Here is a 16822-nt window from a genome sequence, read left to right as displayed (position 1 = left end):
AGCGGGCTGCGCCTCTGCGGGTCCGCTCCGGCGCACGACGGCGCGCCGCACCTTCCGGGTGCGGCGCGCCGCTGCGTGGGGGCCTAGTCGAACCGGACGGCGTTCCACTCGAGCACGCGCGGCTCGGCCAGGCCCTCGAGCACGAACGGGTCCCCGGCGATGAACCGGTCGGCGTCCTGGCGTGAGCTGAAGATCCCCATCGAGCCGGCCGCCGGGTCCGGCGTCAGGAAGGGTCCGAGCGCGAGGAGGCCCCCGCCGTCGGCCCGGAAGGCCTCGTAGTAGGCCTTGTGCCGCGGGTAGACCTCGAGGATCCGCTCCCGGTCGGCGCCGTCGCGGAGGGGGTAGAGCACCACGATTTCCATGCCGGGATCCTACGGCGCGGGAGGGGCTAGGCGGCGCGTCGGTCGCGCCCGGAGTCCGTGTCCTCGCGGTCCTGGCGGGACGGGCCGCGCCGCGAGGGCTGGCTGCCCTGGGCGGATTCCCTCTCGTCCCTCTGCTTGCGGATCCATTCCTGCCGGTGCTCATGGACGCTCGCTCGCCGCTTCACTGTCCTGTCCTTCCTTCGGCTCTGCGTCAACGTATCCATCACCACTACCCGGTCGTGCTGCCGCAAACCGCATGGGGGAATGCGGCGGGGGCCGAGGGCGTTGACGCAGCAAGGTAGTTGACGAGTCCATAAAATCGACGGGAGCACATCACCATGGGGCAGGGCAGTAGGAGCATCGGCATCCTCGGGGCGGGCCGCGTCGGGACCGCCGTGGCCCGGGAGGCCCTCAAGGCCGGGTACGAGGTGCGGATCGCCACCGCGAAGCCGGTCGAGGACATCGCCCTGATCGTGGAGATCATCACCCCCGGTGCGATGGCGGTGACGGCCGCGGAGGCGGCCCAGGCCGACCTCGTGGTCCTCGCCCTGCCGCTGCACAAGTACCGCACGCTCGACCCCGCCGCGCTCGCCGGCCGCGTGGTCATCGATGCCATGAACTACTGGGAGCCGACCGACGGCGCCATGCCCGAGCTCGGCGGCCGCGGCTCCTCCGAGGTGGTGCAGGACTTCCTCGCCGCCTCGCGGGTGGTCAAGACGCTCAACCACATCGGCTACCACGAGCTTGAGGCGGACGGCCGCCCCGCTGGTGCCGCCGGGCGCCGCGCGCTCGCCGTCGCCGGGGACGACGCCTCCGCCCGCGAGCGTGTGCTCGCCTTCGTCGACGCGCTCGGCTATGACGCGGTCGACGCCGGGCCGCTCGCCGCCGGCCGCGCCCTCGAGCCGGGCACCGAGGCCTTCGCCGGGGCGCACGACGCCGCGGGGCTGGCCGAGGCGCTCAGGCGCCACACCGCGTCAGTCGCCGAGAGCGCCGCGGCGTAGAGACGAGGCGCGGGCCCGCGCCTTCACCGCCGACGCTGCTCCCGCGCACAATGGCAGGATGACAGCGGCCGGTGCGGACGACAGGGCTCATGGCGGCCTCGGGGCTGGTGCGGTCGACACGGGCGCCCTCACCACGGCCATCGTGGCGGCGGGCGCCGCCTTCTTCGCCCAGCCCGGCGACTGGACCTTCCTCTCGGTGGTCCTGGGGATCGCCTTCCTGCTGGTCCTCCTGGCGTACCACCGCCCCCGCGAAGGGGCCCCGACCCTGCAGGCCGTCTTCGTGCGCGCAGCCTTCGCCGGGACCGTCGGCCTGTCGCTCTGCATCGCCGCGGGAGCCCCGCTGCAGCTCGCGGCCGAGGGTGCCGGAACGCCCAACGCCCACCACGAGGCGGCGGACGCGGTCACCGAGTGGGTCAGCTGGGCGTGGATCCCGGTGACACTGCTGGTGTTCTGGCTCGAGCCGAGGATCACCCGGGCCCTGGTGTGGACCGGACCGCGGGGTGCAGACCCGTCGCATAAGCCGGACCCTGACGGGGTATAGGCACCGCGGAGGTGTCGACGAGCGGAGGCCACGATGACAGCGGAGGCAGTGATGGCAACGGCACACGGTGTGGGAGCGGGACGCGTCAGGACGTGCAGGGAGCTCAGCCTCGGCATGGACATCGAGGCCCGAGTGGGCGGCGTGTGGCACTTTGCCGGACGCGTGCTGGAGATCCATCCGAGCATGGGCCTCTTCTGGGCCGAATCGGCGGCGGGCGAGCGCCGCATCATCGAGTTCGAGGAGTACGAGGTCCACCGGCGCGCCTCGGACCCCGCCGCTGCGTAGCGGCGGGGTCCGAAGGATCGGGCCACATGATCAGTCGGTTTCCGGTCCGGAGCAGTAGATGCAGGCCCCGGCCTGGGGGCCGCCGGTGCAGAGGTCTTCCTCGACGGTCTCGAGCTCGAGGCTCCCGATGTCATCGAGTGCTGTGGGCGCCATGGTTCTGTCCTTCGTGCTCGGATGCGTGTGTCCCGGCGCCGGCTCCCCCGACTTTCGGGGTGCGTGTTGCGAGCTGCGCGAGCCGGCGCCGGGAGGCTTTCCCTGGGTCAGTGGGCGGGGACGGCGGCGGCGAGCGCCTGCTTCTCGGTCTCAGTGGCGACGAAGCCGGAGGTCAGCTCGGCCTGGAGGACGTCCGTGTCCAGCGCCTTCTCCCAGCGGGCGACGGCGATGCAGGAGACGATGTTGCACGCGGTGCTGGTGAGGGCGCGTGCCTCGCTCATGAACCGGTCGATCCCGATGATGAGGGCGACGCCCGCGACAGGGAGCGTGGGCATGACGGTCAGGGTGGCGACGAGGGCGACGAAGCCGCTGCCGCTGACTCCGGCTGCGCCCTTGGAGGTCAGCAGCATCATGCCGAGCATGAGGAGGATCTGGCCCCAGCTGAGGTGGATGTCGCAGGCCTGGGCGATGAACATCGAGGCGAGCGTGAGGTACACGGCGGTGCCGGTGAGGTTGAAGGAGTAGCCGGTGGGGACGACGAGCCCGACGACGCCGCGCTCGCAGCCGATCCGCTCGAGCTTGGCGAGCAGGCGCGGGAGCACGGGCTCGCTCGAGGAGGTGGCGAGGACGATCAGGAACTCGTCCTTGAAGTAGCGCAGGAGCCGCCAGAGGCTGAATCCGGTGACCTTGGCGAGGATGCCCAGGCCGATGATGACGAAGGCGATGCAGGCTGCGTAGAAGGCCAGGATCAGCATCCCGAGGTTGCCGATGGAGTGCGCGCCGTACTTGCCGACGGTGAAGGCCATGGCGCCGAAGGCGCCGATGGGGGCGACCTTCATGACGTAGCCGAAGACGACGAACAGGAGCTTGTTGAAGCTGTTGACGACCTCGAGGGCGAGCTTGCCCGGTGCGCCGAGCTTGGTGAACGCGAAGCCGCACAGGAGGGCGACCAGGAGCACGGGCAGGACCTCGCCGTTGGCGAACGCCCCCACGAGGGTGGTGGGGATGATGTTCAGGAGGAAGTCGGCCGGGTTGCTGCTGGGCAGCTGGCTCGTGTACTTCGACGCGACGGACGCGTTCAGGTGGGCCGGGTCGATGTGCATCCCGGCCCCGGGCTGGAAGAGGAGGACCGCGCCGAGGCCGAGGGCGAGCGCCAGGGCCGTGAGGGTGTAGAAGAGGCCGAGCGAGCGCAGCAGGGTCGGGCCGACCTTCTTGGTGTCCGTGAGGGAGGTGATGCCGCTGACGATCGTGCAGAAGACGATCGGGGCGATGAGGAACTTCACGAGCTTGACGAAGCCGTCGCCGAGGGGCTGGAGCGAGGACCCGAGGTCCGGCCAGAGGGCGCCGACGAGGATGCCGAGTGCTACGCCGACGAGGACTTGGACATAGAGGTGTCCGAGGATGGACTTGATCTTCATTGAACAACTTCCTGGGTGGGGCCTGCAGCTTGTGGCAGGGCCGGGGGGATAGTGGTCAGGCCGTCTGGGCCATGGGGCGTGCGACGTCGATGTCGGCGACCGCGAGCTGGCGCGCCGCCCGGTGGAGGGCGACCTCGGTGACCGCGCCCGAGCGGTCGGTGACGACCTCGGCGGTGATGACGCCGGCGGGTGTGCCGAGGCGCAGCAGCCCCCCGGCGTGGGCCGGCGGCAGCGCGCCGGCCACCACCGACCCGGGCACCGCGGCGGCGAGGGAGACCGCGACCGCGGAGGTCAGGCCGATGGCGGGGTGCGGTGCGAGCATCGAGAGCATGCGCACGCGCAGGTCGTGGCTCTCGGCCCCGACCCGGGTGCCGTCGGCTGCGGTGTAGTCCCCCGCGGGGGCCACGACCCCGATCTTGGGGATGGCGTTCTGCGGCGGGTCCTCGGGCTTCCTCAGGCCCATCGCCAGGCCGGCGGCGGCCCGGGCGGAGATGAGCTGGGGGAGGTGCGCGCCGAGGCCAGCGTCCATGGAGGAAAGGTCGATTCCGAGCTGGTCGGCGCGGAGGAGGGCCGCGGGCGCGCCGGCGTCCACCATGGTCACGGTCAGCGTGGCCCGTCCCACGGCCAGCGCATCGGCCGGCCGGCCGGTCGGCAGCACCCTGCCGGTGGTTCCGCCCCACGGCGAGTGGAACGACAGGCTCACAGGGACTCCGAGGGCGCTGCTGCCGGGCACCGTGGCCCGCCCCGAGGTCGGGATGCGGCGGCCGGGCGTCGCGATCGTCCCCGTGAGCACGGCGCCGGTGTTGAGGTTGCGCATCCTCACGCGGGTGGCGCCCTCCTGCGGGGCGACGATGCCGGACTGGACGGCGTAGAGGGCGATGGCGGTCGCGCAATTGCCGCAGTTGGACCCCAGCTCGACGGTGGAATCGCCGATCCCGACCTGCGCAAAGAGGTAGTCGAGGTCCGCTGGGCCCGCCGGGGTCGCGGTGATGACGGCGGCCTTCGAGGTGGTCGAGGTGCCGCCGCCGACGCCGTCGAGCTGCCGGGCGTCCGCCGCGCCGAACGCGTCGGCCAGCAGGTGGAGCACCTCTTCCGGGGTGCCGGCGTGCCGGGCCACGTCCTGGGCGTCGAAGAGCCAGCACTTGCTCGTGCCGCCTCGATACCAATGACCGCGGAGTTGCACGGTCCTCTCCTTCACGCTTGGTGGTGCGCCTCACAGCGCCTGCTCCTTCTACGATCGGGGCAGCGAAGGTTCAGCACAATCGCAGAAAAGTAGACGTCCCTCTACTTTTGCTAAACTCGGGACATGGCTGATCTCGACCTGCGGCGACTCCATCTCCTGCGGGAAGTGGGCCGTCTGGGCTCCCTGACCTCGGCCGCGGCGGCCCTGTCCTTCACCACGTCCGCGGTCTCCCAGCAGATCTCCAAGCTCGAGCGCGAGATGGGGGTGGTGCTCGTGGAGCGGCACCCCCGGGGGGTGGTCCTGACCGAGGCGGGCACGGCGCTGCTGCGCTATGCGGACGAGATCGACAGGACGATCGAGGCGGCCCACGCCGAGATGGGCGAGTTCGCCGGGCTGCGCCGGGGGCAGCTGCGGCTCGGCACCTTCCCCACGGTCGGGGCCTCGCTGATGCCCGACGTGGTGCTCGCCTTCCGCGCGCGCCATCCAGGGGTCGCCGTCACGGTGGCGAGCGCCCGGCGCGACGGGCTCATCGAGCGGCTCAAGCGGCGGGACATCGAGCTGGCGCTCCTGTGGGACTACCCGTGGGAGCGCATCAAGGACGAGGAGCTGGCCGTCATGCCGCTCATGGACGATCCCACCGTGCTCCTGGTGCCCCGCGAGCACGCCCTCGCCAGCGGCGGTCCGGTGCGCGTGGGCCGCCTGCGCGACCAGGAGTGGGTGGTCCGCGACGAGCACCCCGTGGCGGATGTCCTCAGCCGCCTCTGCCGCGGGGCGGGCTTCGAACCCCGCATCGCGCTGGCCGCCAACGACTACAACGAGACCCAGGGCATGGTCGCGGCGGGGATCGGGATCGCCCTCGCCCCCCGGCTCGCCCTCAGCGCTCTGAGGCCCGACATCTCGATCGTGCCGATCGAGAACTCGCCCACCCGGAGGATCCTGCTGGCCCAGCTCGCCGGCCGGCGCCTCAGCCCGGCGGCGCAGCAGGCCACCGAGGTCTTCCGCTCTACAGCCGAGCGGGCGCAGGGCTCCCTCCATGCGGCACGGTAGCCCCGGGAACGCCGCTCAGGCGCGCGGATTCTGCGGGGCGAGCCCCGCGACCGCGACCACCAGCGGCCGCCCCTGGCCCGGCTCGGGCTCCATGTCCACGAGCGCAAGCTGGCCCAGGTGCAGCGGCTGCCCCTCCTCCGCGGCGCCGCGCCGGGTCGCGGTGATGTGGGCGCGGTAGCCGTCGCCGGCGAAGTCGGGGCGGCGGAACGTCGGCACGTGGAGCTCCAGCGCCTCCACGAGGTCTCGGTGGAGGGCCCGGACCCCGGGCGAGTCGACGAGGGCCACCGGCGTGTCGTGCCGCGGGCCGAACAGTTCCCCGGGGCCCGCCACGGCCGTGATCGGGGCCGTCCGGGCGGCCACCGCGCCCATGTCCGCCGCGAGCTGTGCCGCACTCGCCCAGGTCGTGAAGACGGGCATCACCGTGATGTGCAGGGGCCAGTCCCGCACCGCGTACCGCTCGCCGACGGCCATGGGGGCCAGAGGCAGGACGATCGCGAAGCGGTGCACTCCACGATCGTAGGCGCCGCTAGTCTGGCCCTATGACCACACAGACCCCGTCCGCGCCCCTCCGCGTCGCCGTCCACGGCGAGCTGCTGCCGTTCATGACCGAGGCGATCGAGGCCGGAGGGGGCACCCTCGTCGGGCTCGACGGGGAGCCGGAGGTCCTCGCCCTCGACCACGGCAACCCCAAGCACGACCTCCTCGCCGTGCTCGACGGCACGCCCTCGATCCGCTGGGTCCAGCTGCCCTCGGCCGGGATCGAGGCCTACGCGGACGCTCTCGCCGCGCACCCCGGAAAGGTGTGGACCAGCGCCAAGGGCGCCTACGCCAAGCCCGTCGCCGAGCACGCCCTCGCCCTCTCCCTCGCGCTGCTGCGCCACCTGCCGGAACGGGCCCGCGCCCGCTCGTGGGGCCCGGCCACCGGCACCTCCCTGCACGGCATGCGCGCCCTCGTGATCGGCGCCGGCGGCGTGGGCCTGGAGATCCTGCGCCTCTTCCGGGTGTTCGACATGGAGGTCGACGTGGTGCGCCGCACCCGCGCCTCGGTCGCGGGGGCCAGGAGCACGACGACGCCGGCCCACCTCGCCGAGCTGCTGCCGGAGGCGGACGTCGTGGTGGTCGCCGCTGCCCTCACCGCGGACACCTCCAAGCTCATCGGGGCCCCGGAGCTAGCCCTCATGAAGCCCACCGCGGTCCTCGTGAACATCGCCCGCGGCGGCCTGGTCGACACGGATGCGGTGGTGGCGGCGCTCCGGTCCGGGACGATCGCCGGCGCGGCGCTCGACGTCACGGATCCCGAGCCCCTTCCCGACGGGCATCCGCTCTGGGACGAGCCGCACGCGCTCATCACCCCCCACGCCGCGGACACCCTCGAGATGATCCGTCCGCTGCTCGGGGAGCGCCTCGCCGAGAACCTGCGCCGGTACTCGGCCGGTGCTGAGCTCGAGGGCCTCGTGGACGCCGCCGCCGGCTACTGACAGGCGCCCCCGGGCGGGAGGGCCCGCCCGGGGGGCGAGGATCAACCGAAAGGTGGACGCGCGCCGTGGTGCGCGTGGGCGAGGATGGTCGGGTGACCACGTTGAAGACCCTGGACCGGCCGCGCGCCGCCACCCCCCGCTCCCTCTACCGGGCGCTCGCCCTGGCCGAGATGGCCACTTGGACCCTGCTGATCCTCGGGATGGTGCTCAAGTATGCCGTAGCGCTCGGCGACTGGCCTGTGCGGGTGGCGGGCATGGTGCACGGCATCGTGTTCGTCTCCTACGGAGTGACGGCCGCGCTTGTGGGCGTCAACCAGCGCTGGCCGCTGGCCCGCATCGCGGCGGCGGTCGCCACCGCCGTGGTGCCGTACGCGACCTACCCGTTCGACCGCTGGCTCGAGCGCCGCGGCCACCTCGAGGGGGCGTGGCGCCGTGAGCCCACCGAGGATCCCCGAGACCACACGCTCTCGGGCCGGGCCCTGCGGGTGCTCCTCGCCCACCCCATCGCGCTCGGCGCCGGCATGGTCGTGGCCGTCGCCGCGATCGTCTCCGCGCTGCTCGTCGTCGGGCCGCCCACGCAGTGGGGCCGCTGACCACGCAGGTCCCCCGACGGCGCAGGCCTCCCGACGGGGCCGCTCAGAACGACTGGCCCGGTCAGAACGACTGGCCGCCCACATCGACCTGGCCGTAGTCCACGAGCCACCGCAGCGACTCCTTGAGCGCCTCGAGCGACGAATAGCGGGGCGCGTAGCCGAGCACCTCGCGGGCGCGGGCGATGCTCGCGGCGATGCTCCGCTCGGTGTGCTCGTACGTGGCCCGGGCATGCTCGGCCCCGTACCGCTGCTCGAACTCCGCGGGGTCCACGAACTCGAGCACGGGCTCGCGTCCGAACCAGGCCGCAACCCCGGCGGCGAGCCCGTGGAGCGTCATCGCCTGCGCGGAGACCACGTGGAAGCTCGAGCCGACCGCGCCGGGCCGGCGCAGCGCGAGCTCGAACGCCTGCGCCACATCGTCGGCGTGGACGTGGTGCAGGATGCCGAGGCCCCGGTCCGGCAGCGCCTGCGGCTCGCCGGTGGCCAGGCGCCGCCACACCTCGGGGTCGAGGTTGCCGGCGGGCGTGATGACGGGCCACCCGGGCCCGGAGATGTGGCCGGGATGGAGCACGACGGCGGGCACCCCGCCCCTGCGCGTCTCGCGGTGCAGCAGCTCCTCGACGCGGGCCTTGCCCGTCCCGTAGGGGCCGAACGGCGTGCGGGGCTCGTCCTCGGTGACCGGGACGCGGAGCGCGCGCCCGTGGACCCAGATGCTCCCGCAGTGGAGCAGGAGCGGCCGGGCGGGACGCAGCGCGTCGACGAGGTGCTGCGCGGAGTCGGGGGTGAAGCAGAGGAGGTCTACCACCGCATCGGCCCCCAGCTCGGCGATCCGGCGGCCGAACGTGCCGGCGGCCTCCTCGGCGTCCCGGTCCGCGGCGACCCGCTCCACCAGCGCCCACTCCGCGGTGTCGACGTAGGGCTCACGGTTCCCGCGGCTCACCGCCACGACGTCGTGCCCCGCGCGCACCAGGCGCGGCACGAGGTAGGACCCGATGTGCCCGGTGGCACCGATGACGACGACGCGGCTCATGATGCGAACCTACCCCACGCCCTCACAGCGGGCCGCGGGGCGCATCAGCGATTCCGCGCGGGTCACCCCTTCCGCACGGATCACGGCCGGGCTTATCTTCTAGGAGTCATTGGGGGCGGGTCCGAAGGGCCCGGCAGGCTTCAACCCGGAAAGGGCGGCCACCATGGCTCAGGACGTCGTCACCCCTACCCACGGCGGGCATCCCCTCAAGCGCGTGGTCGGGTTCTGGGGACTCATGTTCGTCTCGCTCGGCTCCATCATCGGTTCCGGCTGGCTGCTCGGGGCCCTGGGCGCCGCGAAGTCGGCGGGCCCGGCCTCGATCATCTCGTGGCTCATCGCGGCCATCATGCTGATCGTGCTTGCCCTGATCCACGCGGACCTCGGGGCCGCCTACCCGGTGGCCGGCGGGACGGCGCGGTACCCCCTCTACGCCTTCGGGGCGCTCGCCGGGTTCTCCGCGGGCTGGGTGGGCTACCTGCAGGCCGTGACGATCGCGCCGATCGAGGTCGAGGGCGCGATCACCTACCTCGAGAGCGCACCGTGGGCGAAGGGCATCGACCTGGTCAACGCCGACTCGACCCTCACCCCGGTCGGCCTCCTCATCGCGGTGCTGGCCCTGGCCGTGTTCACGGTGGTCAACCTGCTCGGGGCCAAGTGGCTCTCCGACAGCAACATCGCCGTGGTCATCTGGAAGGCCGCCGTGCCCGCGCTGACGATCGTCGTCATCATCGCCCTGACCTTCCACCCGCAGAACTTCAGCCAGGGCGCGGGCGGCTTCGCGCCCCATGGGGTCCACGGGATCTTCGCCGCGCTCCCGCTCGGCGTCGTCTTCGCCCTGCAGGGCTTCGAGCAGGCCGCGCAGATGGCCGGCGAGGCGAGGAACCCGAAGAAGGACGTCGCCCGGGCCATCATCACGGCCATGCTCATCGGGGCGGCGGTCTACATCCTGCTCGAGGTCGCGTTCATCGGCGCGATCAACCCGGCCAATGTCGCCGCGAACTGGGACAACCCGCTGGGCGCCGGCGCGTTCGGCCCATACTACGACCTCGCGCTCGCCGCGGGCGCGGGCTGGCTCGCCACTGTCCTCCTGATCGACGCGGTCATCTCCCCGTTCGGGACCGGGCTCGTGTACATCGGCACCTCGGCCCGCATCTCCTACGCGCTGGGGGAGGACGACGCCCTGCCGCCCTGGCTCACCTCCGTCAGCAAGCGCGGGGTGCCGTTCGGATCGATCCTGCTCGCGTTCGTCATCGGCCTCATCGCCCTCCTGCCGTTCCCGAGCTGGCAGTCCCTCGTGGGCCTCGTCACGGACGCCACGGCCATCATGTACGCCTTCGCCCCGGTTTCCCTGGAGGCGCTCATCCGCCAGCACGCCGGCCGGGAGCACCCCTACCGGGTGCCGTGGCCGCAGGTCCTGACCCCGTTCGGGTTCGTCTCGGCCAATCTCATCATCTACTGGTCCGGGTTCGAGGCGATCTGGAAGATCCTCACGGCGATCCTGATCGGCCGCGTGATCTTCGAGATCGCGCTGCACCGCTCCAAGTCCCTGCGCTTCCGCCGGGACCTCGACTGGCGCGCGGCCTCGTGGATCTGGCCCTGGCTGATCGGCCTCGTCGTCCTGGGCCTGCTGGGGCGCTACGGGACCGGGTCGCTGAGCATCCTCCCCGAGTGGGTCGACATCCTCTTCGTGGTCGGCTTCAGCCTCGTGATCTTCTACTACGCCGTGAGCCTCGCGATGAAGCCCGAGGACATCGTGGCCGCGGTCGGCGAGGACGAGTTCGAGTTCGCCACGATCGACTCTTCCGAGGCCGCCGCGGACGCCGCGGCCGGACCCGGCCCGGAGGGCACCCGGCCAGCGGAGGGCGGCGCCGCAGGCTAGGACGCGACCGTGAACTGCCCCATCATGCCCTGGTCCTCGTGGGTGAGCAGGTGGCAGTGGTACATGTACGGGTGCTCGGCGTCCGCATAGCGGGGCATGCGGAACGCGATCCGGTTCCGCTCCCGGGGCAGCAGCGGGATGGTGTCCTTCCAGCCCGCCCGCTCGGGCGGCGGCGGAGCGCCGTTGATGTCCAGCAGCCGGAACTGGACCCCGTGGACGTGGACGTTGTGCTGGTAGGGATTGACGTTGTCCACGAACCACACCTCCGGCGCGCCCGGCGCCGCGGTGAAGTCGATCCGCTCCATGTCCATGGTCCGGCCGTTGATCTGCCGCCCGCTGAACGTGAACGAGCGCGACGTGGCGGTACGGGCGTCCACGGGCTCCGGCAGCGCGCCGAACGCGGCTGGCAGGGCGGGCGACGGCGCGAGGCTGGCCGCGGCGTCGAGCCTCACCACGTCGAAGTCCCTCCCGCCGCCGAACGCGTCCGGCGGGCTCACCCGGCCCAGGTCAGGGGCGAACGAGCGCAGCATCAGGGACTCGCCGGGCCTGAGCTCGACCACGATCTCGGCCCGTTCGGCGGGTGAGAGCTGCACGGCGTCGAGCTCGAGCGGCGCGGCGAGCAGCCCGCCGTCGGACGCCACCATGTGGAAGCGGCGGTGGTCCGCGAAGCCGAACCTGAACCAGCGCCCGGCGCTCGCGTTGAGGATCCGCAGCCGTACCCGCTGGGTGGTCACGGGCAGCACCGCCCCCAGGGTGCCGTTCGCGGCGATCGAGTTGCCGAGGGTGCCGAGCGAGTTGCCCGAGGGGTCGAACGTGACCTTGCCGCTGCCGTCGAGGCGGCGGTCCTGGACGATGAGCGGAATGTCGTCCACGCCGTACTCGTGTGGCAGCGCCGCGCCCGGGCCGTCCTGCGCCTCGTCGAGGAGGAACAGGCCCGCGAGCCCGAGCCCCACCTGCTTCTCGGTGCTCCCGTGCGGGTGGGGGTGGTACCAGAGGGTCGCGGCGGGCTGGTCAATAGTCCACTCCGGCGCCGCGGAGCCGCCCGGATCGATCATGGCGTGCGGGCCGCCGTCCGCCGCCGCGGGCAGCATCATCCCGTGGAAGTGCAGGGTGGTCGCCTCCGCGAGCCTGTTCTCGATGCTGACCCGGACCTTCTCGCCACGGGCCGCGCGCAGGGTCGGGCCGAGGAGGGCGCCGTTGTAGCCCATCGACTCGGTGGCCTTGCCAGGGACGTACTCGTGCGTGCCCGCCTGCGGGGCGAGCCGGAAGGTCCGCACGGGGGCGCCGCCCGAGGTCTCCACGGTGCCCCGGTCGAGCGGAGGGATAGGCAGCCTCGCGCCGAACGGGACCGCGGGCACCTCCTCGGTCCCCGCGCAGCCGGCCAGCGCGGGGGCGGCGGGGGCGAGCACGGCGGCGGCCGCGAAGGCGCGGAGGAAGACACGGCGGGTGAGGAGCACGTCTTCCAGCGTAGGCCTACAGTGGCGGTATGGATTCACCGATCGTGGGGCGCGCGGCCACCGTCGTCGTGGTGCGGGACGCGGACGCGGGGCTGGAGGTGCTGCTCCTCGAGAGGCCGGTGGCCGGATCCTTCGGGGGCGCCTGGGCGTTCCCCGGCGGCCGCGTCGACCCGGAGGACTCCCACCCGGACGATCCCCAGGAGTCCTCCGCGCACGACGACGAACCCTCCGCGGCCGCGCCGCCGGCCGTGCGCCGGGCCGCGGTGCGGGAGACCCGGGAGGAGACCGGGCTGGTCCTGGCGGAGTCGCACCTCGTGGAGCTCTCCCGGTGGGTGCCGCCTGCGCGCGCGCCCAAGAGGCTCACCACATGGTTCTTCCTCGCCCGCGACCCGGGCGGGGAGATGCTGCTGAGTGCCGACGAGCACGTGGACTCCGCGTGGCTCCGGCCGGCCGTGGCCCTCGAGCGGCACGCGGCGGGGGAGATGGTGCTGTTCCCGCCGACGTGGCTCACGCTGCACGGCCTGGCCCGGGCCGGCTCCGCCGAGGAGGCGCTGGGGGGTGTGCCGCGGCCGGCGGCCCGGTTCGCGAGCTACCAGCTCGTGGACGCCGAGGGGAGGATCGAGGCGGTCCTCTGGGCCGGCGACGCGCAGTACGGGGACCCCGGGGCGGCCGGAAGCGGGCGCCACCGGCTCACGATCTCGCGCCTGCCGTGGGTCTACGAGCGCAGGCCCGACGCCCTGGGCTGATCCCCGGCGAGGGGCCGGCTACCGGGCGTTCGCCTCGACGGCGGCCCGCACCACCGGGGCCAGGCGCCGCACGCCCTCGCGGATCTGCTCCGGTGCCACACCGGAGAACGCGAGCCGGAGCCTGCTGCTCGGCGCGTCCGACGGCGTGAACGCGGCGCCGGGGATGAACACCACGCCCGCATCGATCGCCTCGTGGAGGAGGGGGTAGGTGTCGACCCCCTCGGGGAGGGTCACCCAGACGAAGAAGCCGCCGCTCGGCGTCGTCCACGTCGCCTCGGACGGGAAGTGCTCGCCGAGTGCATGCAGCATGGCCGCGCACCGCTCGGCGTAGACGGCGCGGGATTCGGCGAGGTAGGCGCGCCAGTCGAAGGTGCGGAAGAACTCGGTGACGAGCATCTGGTTGAGCATGGACGGGCACAGCACCACCGCCTCGGCGGCGAGGTAGAAGCGCCGGTAGAGGTGCTTGGGGACGAGCGCCCAGCCGAGCCGCACCCCGGGGGAGAAGATCTTGGAGAACGAGCCGCAGTAGATGACGTCGTCGGGGTTGTCGGCCCGCAGGGGGGCGAGCGGCCGCCCGTCGAAGCGGAGCATGCCGTAGGGGTTGTCCTCGAGGATCAGGATGTTGTGCTCGCGGCAGATGTCCACGATCCGCTGGCGCCGCTCGGCGGCCAGGGTGATGCCCGAGGGGTTGTTGAAGCTCGGGATCGTGTAGAGGAGCTTGATGGTGTCCCCGGCGGCCTCGAGCTCGGCGATGCGCGCCTCGAGGAGCTCGGGCATGAGCCCGTCCTCGTCCATCCCGACCGGCTCGACGCGCACCTGGTACGCCTCGAAGGTGTTCAGCGCCCCCACGTAGGTGGGGTCCTCGGCGAGCACCACGTCGCCCGGGTTGCAGAACACCTTGGCCGCGATATCCTGCGCGGACTGCGACCCCGTGGTCACCACGACGTCCTCGGGCGAGGCACCGAGGATGCCCTCCTCAGCCATGATCTCGCAGATGAGCTCGCGCAGCGCGAGGGTGCCCTTGCCGCCACCGTAGTGAAGCGCCTCCATGCCGTGGTCCATGATGACCCGCTGGGCGGTCTCGGCGACGAGGCCGAGCGGGAGGCGTGTCAGGCTCGGGGACCCGCCCGCGAGGGAGACGAGGCCCGGGCGGATCGAGATGTCGAAGACGTCCCGCACCGCCGACTGCCTGATGTTGTGCGCCCGTTCGGAGAAGAGCGCCTCGTGCCGGTGCGCGGCGTCCGCGCGCTCGAGGGCGGTCTGGGTCTCTGCGGTCAGCTCAGTCTCGTGGGGCGTCACGCCCACATCCTAGCCCGAAAGTTGCCCAATATGCACCCAATGTTGTTTTGCTTCCCTAGTGCGCGCTTGGGTGTGCACGCACGACGGCGGCGGCCCGCCCGGGTGGGCGAGCCGCCGCCGTAGAGGGTCGGCTACTGGACCTCAGGCCCTGCGGCGCGTGATGGCGCCGTAGATGCCGAGGACGACCAGCGAGCCGATGATCGCGACGATCCACGTCTGCAGGCTCCAGAAGTTGGCGAGCCCGACGCCGAAGATCGCGCTTCCAATCCATCCTCCGAGGAGGGCACCCACGACTCCCAAGAGCATGGTGATGAGGATGCCCCCGCCCTGACGGCCGGGGAGGATGGCCTTCGCGATCGCCCCGGCGATCAGGCCGAGGATGAGGAACGCGATGATGCCCATGGATTAGCTCCTTCTGAGGGGGACTCGATGTTCTCTGGACCGATCATCGGATCGGTCAGCGAGGTGAACCGTTCGGCGGTGGGGCGGCCTCAGTGGCCGGTGATGTCCTTGGCGGCGTCCTTGATGTGCTCGCCGGCCTGCTTGACGCCGGCCTTCGCCTGGTCGCCCTTGCCCTCGGCCTGGAGGTCCGGGTTGTCCGTGGCCTCGCCGGCACCTTCCTTGGCCTTGCCCTTGAGCTCTTCGGCCTTGTTCTCGAACTTGTCTCCGATACCCATGGCTTTCTCCTTCTGGGAAGCGAGAGGGGCTGGAGTGCCCCTTCCCTCTGGTCCTTGCCGCGGGCTGCGGGGAGTGCCCCCGAGCCGCATGCCCTCCCGTTTCCCCTGGGCTCCGCTGGTCAAACATCGGCTCGTGGAGCAGTCCGCCGGCCCGGTCTGTGTGACGGCGGCTGCACGGGGAAGGAGGGAGGGATGAAGACCATCGAGGCCACGATCGATTCCACCGTCTGCACCGTCGAGGTCAGCGCGGTCGCCGACAGCTCTGTGCTCTCCTCGTGCGCTCCCGCGCTCGAGACGATGCCGCCCGAGCCGGCCCCGCCGCACCGCCCGCCGGAGCCGGGCGTTCCTCCCGGACCGAGCATCCCGCCGGACCCCGGGCCGGACACGTTCCCGCCGTTCGACCCGGATGGCGCGCCGGAGCCCGGGCTTCCGTCTCCGGGGCGGCCTGCCCCGGGGGAGCCATTCCCTCCCGGCGGCCCCGTGCCCCCTGACTCGCGTCAGCCGTAGAGGCTCAGCCTCGGGCGCTGTCGAGTCTCCGCACTGATGCGGACTCCCCGAGCTCTCGGACGGGTGCCGGTTCCCTGCTTCCGGCCTTGTGCTGGGCGGCTGCGCTGCCCGTCGTCTTCATCACGGGGCGGGTGGCCGAGCGCCGGTCCGGCCTGTGGAGGCCGATCAGCACTCGGGCCAGATTGCGGGCTCGGAGGGCTGCGCGCTGGTCCCCTTCGATGGAGGCGACCATGGCGCCCTTGGTGAGGATGTGGAAGGACCAGGCGAACCCTTCGGGATCATTGAGCCCCGCTGCCTCGGCGAGGGCGGCGAGGCGCTCGCGGATTGCCGCCAGATGTGCCATGGCGGCCTGACCGAGGGGATGCTCGGCGCCGAATTCGATCATGACGTGGAGGAAGGTGTTGACCTCGACCGCGCCGCGGCTGAACCACTCGTCCAGCACGGTGAATGCGGCGAGCAGGGCGTCGTCGGGGTTGTGCGCGTGGGCGATCGCGTCCTCAATGGCGTCGTGGCGCGCCTGGTACCAGCGGTCCATGTACGCGAGGACGAGCGCTTCCTTCGAGGGGAAGTGCCGGTAGAACGTCGCCTTGGCGACCCCCGACCGGGCGATGATCTCGTCGATCCCCACGTCCCTCACGCCGCGCTTGGCGAAGAGCCCGTAGGCGGTCTCCAGGATCCGCTCGCGGGCAGGCTTGCGTGCCGCGGCCTCGGGGGCCCGGCCGTTGTCTCGACCGTTCATGCCATCGATGGTAGCACGCTGGACAGACAGGTCTGTCTACCTATATAAACGTTTCTGACGGAACAGACAGGTCTGTCTCGTTGAAGACTTCGAGGTAGCCAGCATCAACACCGGGCACCGCCAGGCGGTGCAGGGAGGGTAGGTCGCTGTGGGCGAGTCAGCTGTGATGGAGCGGGAGAGCCGGTTGAGGGTCGTGGCCGGGGGCCGGGCCGGGGAGTCTGGCGCGGAGGCCGACGGCGGTGCTGCCGCGGGCGTTTCTGCTGCGGGTGCTTCTGCTGCCGCTGCCGGTTCTGCTGCGGGCGGTGCCCTGAATGCTGGGGCGGGGGCCCTGGTGGTGGAGCATCTGGGGCTGGCGGATGCGCTGGCGCGTCGGCATCGGGTGCCGGGGCATGATTTCGAGGATCTGCGGCAGGTGGCGCGGCTGGGG

The 16822-nt window shown here is 72.2% G+C and carries 21 protein-coding genes; 9 read left to right on the top strand and 12 right to left on the bottom strand.

Annotation, left to right across the window (positions count from 1 at the left end):
• Positions 1–83: 83 nt before the first annotated feature.
• Together ACYVKZ_RS07765 and ACYVKZ_RS07760 are read right to left on the bottom strand one after the other, a co-directional pair.
• Complete coding sequence (locus ACYVKZ_RS07765) at positions 84–362, bottom strand: YciI family protein (RefSeq protein ID WP_460991574.1); 279 nt, start codon at positions 360–362, stop codon at positions 84–86.
• A 26-nt stretch (positions 363–388) separates the two neighbouring features.
• A complete protein-coding gene (locus ACYVKZ_RS07760; RefSeq protein WP_460991573.1) occupies positions 389–547 on the bottom strand; it encodes a hypothetical protein in 159 nt (52 codons plus the stop codon).
• Positions 548–700: 153 nt separating this feature from the next.
• On the opposite strand from ACYVKZ_RS07760, the gene ACYVKZ_RS07755 reads away from it, so the two are divergent.
• The 3 genes from ACYVKZ_RS07755 to ACYVKZ_RS07745 are packed head-to-tail and all read left to right on the top strand — an operon-like array spanning position 701 to position 2189.
• Complete coding sequence (locus ACYVKZ_RS07755; protein ID WP_460991572.1) at positions 701–1363, top strand: NADPH-dependent F420 reductase; 663 nt, start codon at positions 701–703, stop codon at positions 1361–1363.
• A gap of 58 nt (positions 1364–1421) precedes the next feature.
• Positions 1422–1904, top strand: coding sequence for a hypothetical protein (locus ACYVKZ_RS07750; protein ID WP_460991571.1), 483 nt, complete (start codon positions 1422–1424; stop codon positions 1902–1904).
• A gap of 51 nt (positions 1905–1955) precedes the next feature.
• Positions 1956–2189, top strand: coding sequence for a hypothetical protein (locus ACYVKZ_RS07745; RefSeq protein ID WP_460991570.1), 234 nt, complete (start codon positions 1956–1958; stop codon positions 2187–2189).
• 30 nt (positions 2190–2219) lie between these two features.
• On the opposite strand, the gene ACYVKZ_RS07740 is transcribed toward ACYVKZ_RS07745, so the two are convergent.
• The 3 genes from ACYVKZ_RS07740 to ACYVKZ_RS07730 form a co-directional block, all read right to left on the bottom strand.
• Positions 2220–2342 (bottom strand): hypothetical protein, encoded by a 123-nt coding sequence (locus ACYVKZ_RS07740; RefSeq protein ID WP_460991569.1) that lies wholly within the window; start codon positions 2340–2342, stop codon positions 2220–2222.
• 107 nt (positions 2343–2449) lie between these two features.
• Positions 2450–3760: a C4-dicarboxylate transporter DctA gene (dctA, locus tag ACYVKZ_RS07735; protein ID WP_460991568.1), complete on the bottom strand. Its 1311-nt coding sequence runs from the start codon at positions 3758–3760 to the stop codon at positions 2450–2452.
• A gap of 55 nt (positions 3761–3815) precedes the next feature.
• Entirely contained in the window at positions 3816–4943 is a 1128-nt protein-coding gene (locus ACYVKZ_RS07730) for a PrpF domain-containing protein (RefSeq protein WP_460991567.1), read from the bottom strand.
• Between the two features lie 123 nt (positions 4944–5066).
• Here ACYVKZ_RS07730 and ACYVKZ_RS07725 point away from each other — a divergent pair, with 123 nt between their 5' ends.
• Entirely contained in the window at positions 5067–5990 is a 924-nt protein-coding gene (locus tag ACYVKZ_RS07725; RefSeq protein WP_460991566.1) for a LysR family transcriptional regulator, read from the top strand.
• A 15-nt stretch (positions 5991–6005) separates the two neighbouring features.
• On the opposite strand, the gene ACYVKZ_RS07720 is transcribed toward ACYVKZ_RS07725, so the two are convergent.
• Entirely contained in the window at positions 6006–6497 is a 492-nt protein-coding gene (locus ACYVKZ_RS07720; RefSeq protein WP_460991565.1) for a 2'-5' RNA ligase family protein, read from the bottom strand.
• Between the two features lie 32 nt (positions 6498–6529).
• Here ACYVKZ_RS07720 and ACYVKZ_RS07715 point away from each other — a divergent pair, with 32 nt between their 5' ends.
• Both ACYVKZ_RS07715 and ACYVKZ_RS07710 read left to right on the top strand, forming a co-directional pair.
• Positions 6530–7468, top strand: a complete 939-nt coding sequence (locus tag ACYVKZ_RS07715) for an NAD(P)-dependent oxidoreductase (protein WP_460991564.1) — start codon at positions 6530–6532, stop codon at positions 7466–7468.
• Positions 7469–7560: 92 nt separating this feature from the next.
• A complete protein-coding gene (locus tag ACYVKZ_RS07710; protein WP_460991563.1) occupies positions 7561–8061 on the top strand; it encodes a DUF3817 domain-containing protein in 501 nt (166 codons plus the stop codon).
• Positions 8062–8122: 61 nt separating this feature from the next.
• Here the strand turns inward: ACYVKZ_RS07710 and ACYVKZ_RS07705 are convergent, their stop codons facing one another.
• Positions 8123–9091 carry an NAD-dependent epimerase/dehydratase family protein gene (locus ACYVKZ_RS07705; RefSeq protein WP_460991562.1) on the bottom strand — a complete coding sequence of 323 codons (969 nt, stop codon included), beginning with the start codon at positions 9089–9091 and terminating at the stop codon, positions 8123–8125.
• A gap of 163 nt (positions 9092–9254) precedes the next feature.
• On the opposite strand from ACYVKZ_RS07705, the gene ACYVKZ_RS07700 reads away from it, so the two are divergent.
• A complete protein-coding gene (locus tag ACYVKZ_RS07700) occupies positions 9255–10970 on the top strand; it encodes an APC family permease (RefSeq protein WP_460991561.1) in 1716 nt (571 codons plus the stop codon).
• Here ACYVKZ_RS07700 and ACYVKZ_RS07695 read toward each other — a convergent pair.
• Positions 10967–12427 carry a multicopper oxidase family protein gene (locus ACYVKZ_RS07695; RefSeq protein ID WP_460991560.1) on the bottom strand — a complete coding sequence of 487 codons (1461 nt, stop codon included), beginning with the start codon at positions 12425–12427 and terminating at the stop codon, positions 10967–10969. The two genes, ACYVKZ_RS07700 and ACYVKZ_RS07695, sit on opposite strands and share 4 nt — an antisense overlap.
• A gap of 29 nt (positions 12428–12456) precedes the next feature.
• On the opposite strand from ACYVKZ_RS07695, the gene ACYVKZ_RS07690 reads away from it, so the two are divergent.
• Positions 12457–13173 carry an NUDIX hydrolase gene (locus tag ACYVKZ_RS07690; RefSeq protein WP_460991559.1) on the top strand — a complete coding sequence of 239 codons (717 nt, stop codon included), beginning with the start codon at positions 12457–12459 and terminating at the stop codon, positions 13171–13173.
• An 18-nt stretch (positions 13174–13191) separates the two neighbouring features.
• Here ACYVKZ_RS07690 and ACYVKZ_RS07685 read toward each other — a convergent pair whose 3' ends face one another.
• From ACYVKZ_RS07685 to ACYVKZ_RS07675, 3 genes are all read right to left on the bottom strand, one after another.
• Positions 13192–14472: an aminotransferase-like domain-containing protein gene (locus ACYVKZ_RS07685; RefSeq protein WP_460991558.1), complete on the bottom strand. Its 1281-nt coding sequence runs from the start codon at positions 14470–14472 to the stop codon at positions 13192–13194.
• 141 nt (positions 14473–14613) lie between these two features.
• Entirely contained in the window at positions 14614–14874 is a 261-nt protein-coding gene (locus ACYVKZ_RS07680; protein WP_307006510.1) for a GlsB/YeaQ/YmgE family stress response membrane protein, read from the bottom strand.
• Positions 14875–14963: 89 nt separating this feature from the next.
• Positions 14964–15149, bottom strand: a complete 186-nt coding sequence (locus ACYVKZ_RS07675) for a CsbD family protein (RefSeq protein ID WP_307006508.1) — start codon at positions 15147–15149, stop codon at positions 14964–14966.
• A 192-nt stretch (positions 15150–15341) separates the two neighbouring features.
• On the opposite strand from ACYVKZ_RS07675, the gene ACYVKZ_RS07670 reads away from it, so the two are divergent.
• Complete coding sequence (locus ACYVKZ_RS07670; RefSeq protein WP_460991557.1) at positions 15342–15656, top strand: hypothetical protein; 315 nt, start codon at positions 15342–15344, stop codon at positions 15654–15656.
• 4 nt (positions 15657–15660) lie between these two features.
• Here the strand turns inward: ACYVKZ_RS07670 and ACYVKZ_RS07665 are convergent, their stop codons facing one another.
• A complete protein-coding gene (locus ACYVKZ_RS07665) occupies positions 15661–16395 on the bottom strand; it encodes a TetR/AcrR family transcriptional regulator (RefSeq protein ID WP_460991556.1) in 735 nt (244 codons plus the stop codon).
• Positions 16396–16822 lie beyond the last annotated feature (427 nt).

This window comes from Sinomonas soli (assembly GCF_054782415.1).
Note: the sequence above shows the minus strand (reverse complement) of the source record. Positions and strands in the feature narration are given on the sequence as shown.

Coding starts and splice junctions, on each gene's coding strand:
- ACYVKZ_RS07745 (WP_460991570.1), top strand. CDS start 1,956: ATGGCAACGGCACACGGTGTGGGAGCGGGACGCGTCAGGACGTGCAGG.
- ACYVKZ_RS07665 (WP_460991556.1), bottom strand. CDS start 16,395: ATGAACGGTCGAGACAACGGCCGGGCCCCCGAGGCCGCGGCACGCAAG.
- dctA (WP_460991568.1), bottom strand. CDS start 3,760: ATGAAGATCAAGTCCATCCTCGGACACCTCTATGTCCAAGTCCTCGTC.
- ACYVKZ_RS07725 (WP_460991566.1), top strand. CDS start 5,067: ATGGCTGATCTCGACCTGCGGCGACTCCATCTCCTGCGGGAAGTGGGC.
- ACYVKZ_RS07690 (WP_460991559.1), top strand. CDS start 12,457: ATGGATTCACCGATCGTGGGGCGCGCGGCCACCGTCGTCGTGGTGCGG.
- ACYVKZ_RS07670 (WP_460991557.1), top strand. CDS start 15,342: ATGAAGACCATCGAGGCCACGATCGATTCCACCGTCTGCACCGTCGAG.
- ACYVKZ_RS07700 (WP_460991561.1), top strand. CDS start 9,255: ATGGCTCAGGACGTCGTCACCCCTACCCACGGCGGGCATCCCCTCAAG.
- ACYVKZ_RS07675 (WP_307006508.1), bottom strand. CDS start 15,149: ATGGGTATCGGAGACAAGTTCGAGAACAAGGCCGAAGAGCTCAAGGGC.
- ACYVKZ_RS07740 (WP_460991569.1), bottom strand. CDS start 2,342: ATGGCGCCCACAGCACTCGATGACATCGGGAGCCTCGAGCTCGAGACC.
- ACYVKZ_RS07680 (WP_307006510.1), bottom strand. CDS start 14,874: ATGGGCATCATCGCGTTCCTCATCCTCGGCCTGATCGCCGGGGCGATC.
- ACYVKZ_RS07755 (WP_460991572.1), top strand. CDS start 701: ATGGGGCAGGGCAGTAGGAGCATCGGCATCCTCGGGGCGGGCCGCGTC.
- ACYVKZ_RS07750 (WP_460991571.1), top strand. CDS start 1,422: ATGACAGCGGCCGGTGCGGACGACAGGGCTCATGGCGGCCTCGGGGCT.
- ACYVKZ_RS07715 (WP_460991564.1), top strand. CDS start 6,530: ATGACCACACAGACCCCGTCCGCGCCCCTCCGCGTCGCCGTCCACGGC.
- ACYVKZ_RS07705 (WP_460991562.1), bottom strand. CDS start 9,091: ATGAGCCGCGTCGTCGTCATCGGTGCCACCGGGCACATCGGGTCCTAC.
- ACYVKZ_RS07765 (WP_460991574.1), bottom strand. CDS start 362: ATGGAAATCGTGGTGCTCTACCCCCTCCGCGACGGCGCCGACCGGGAG.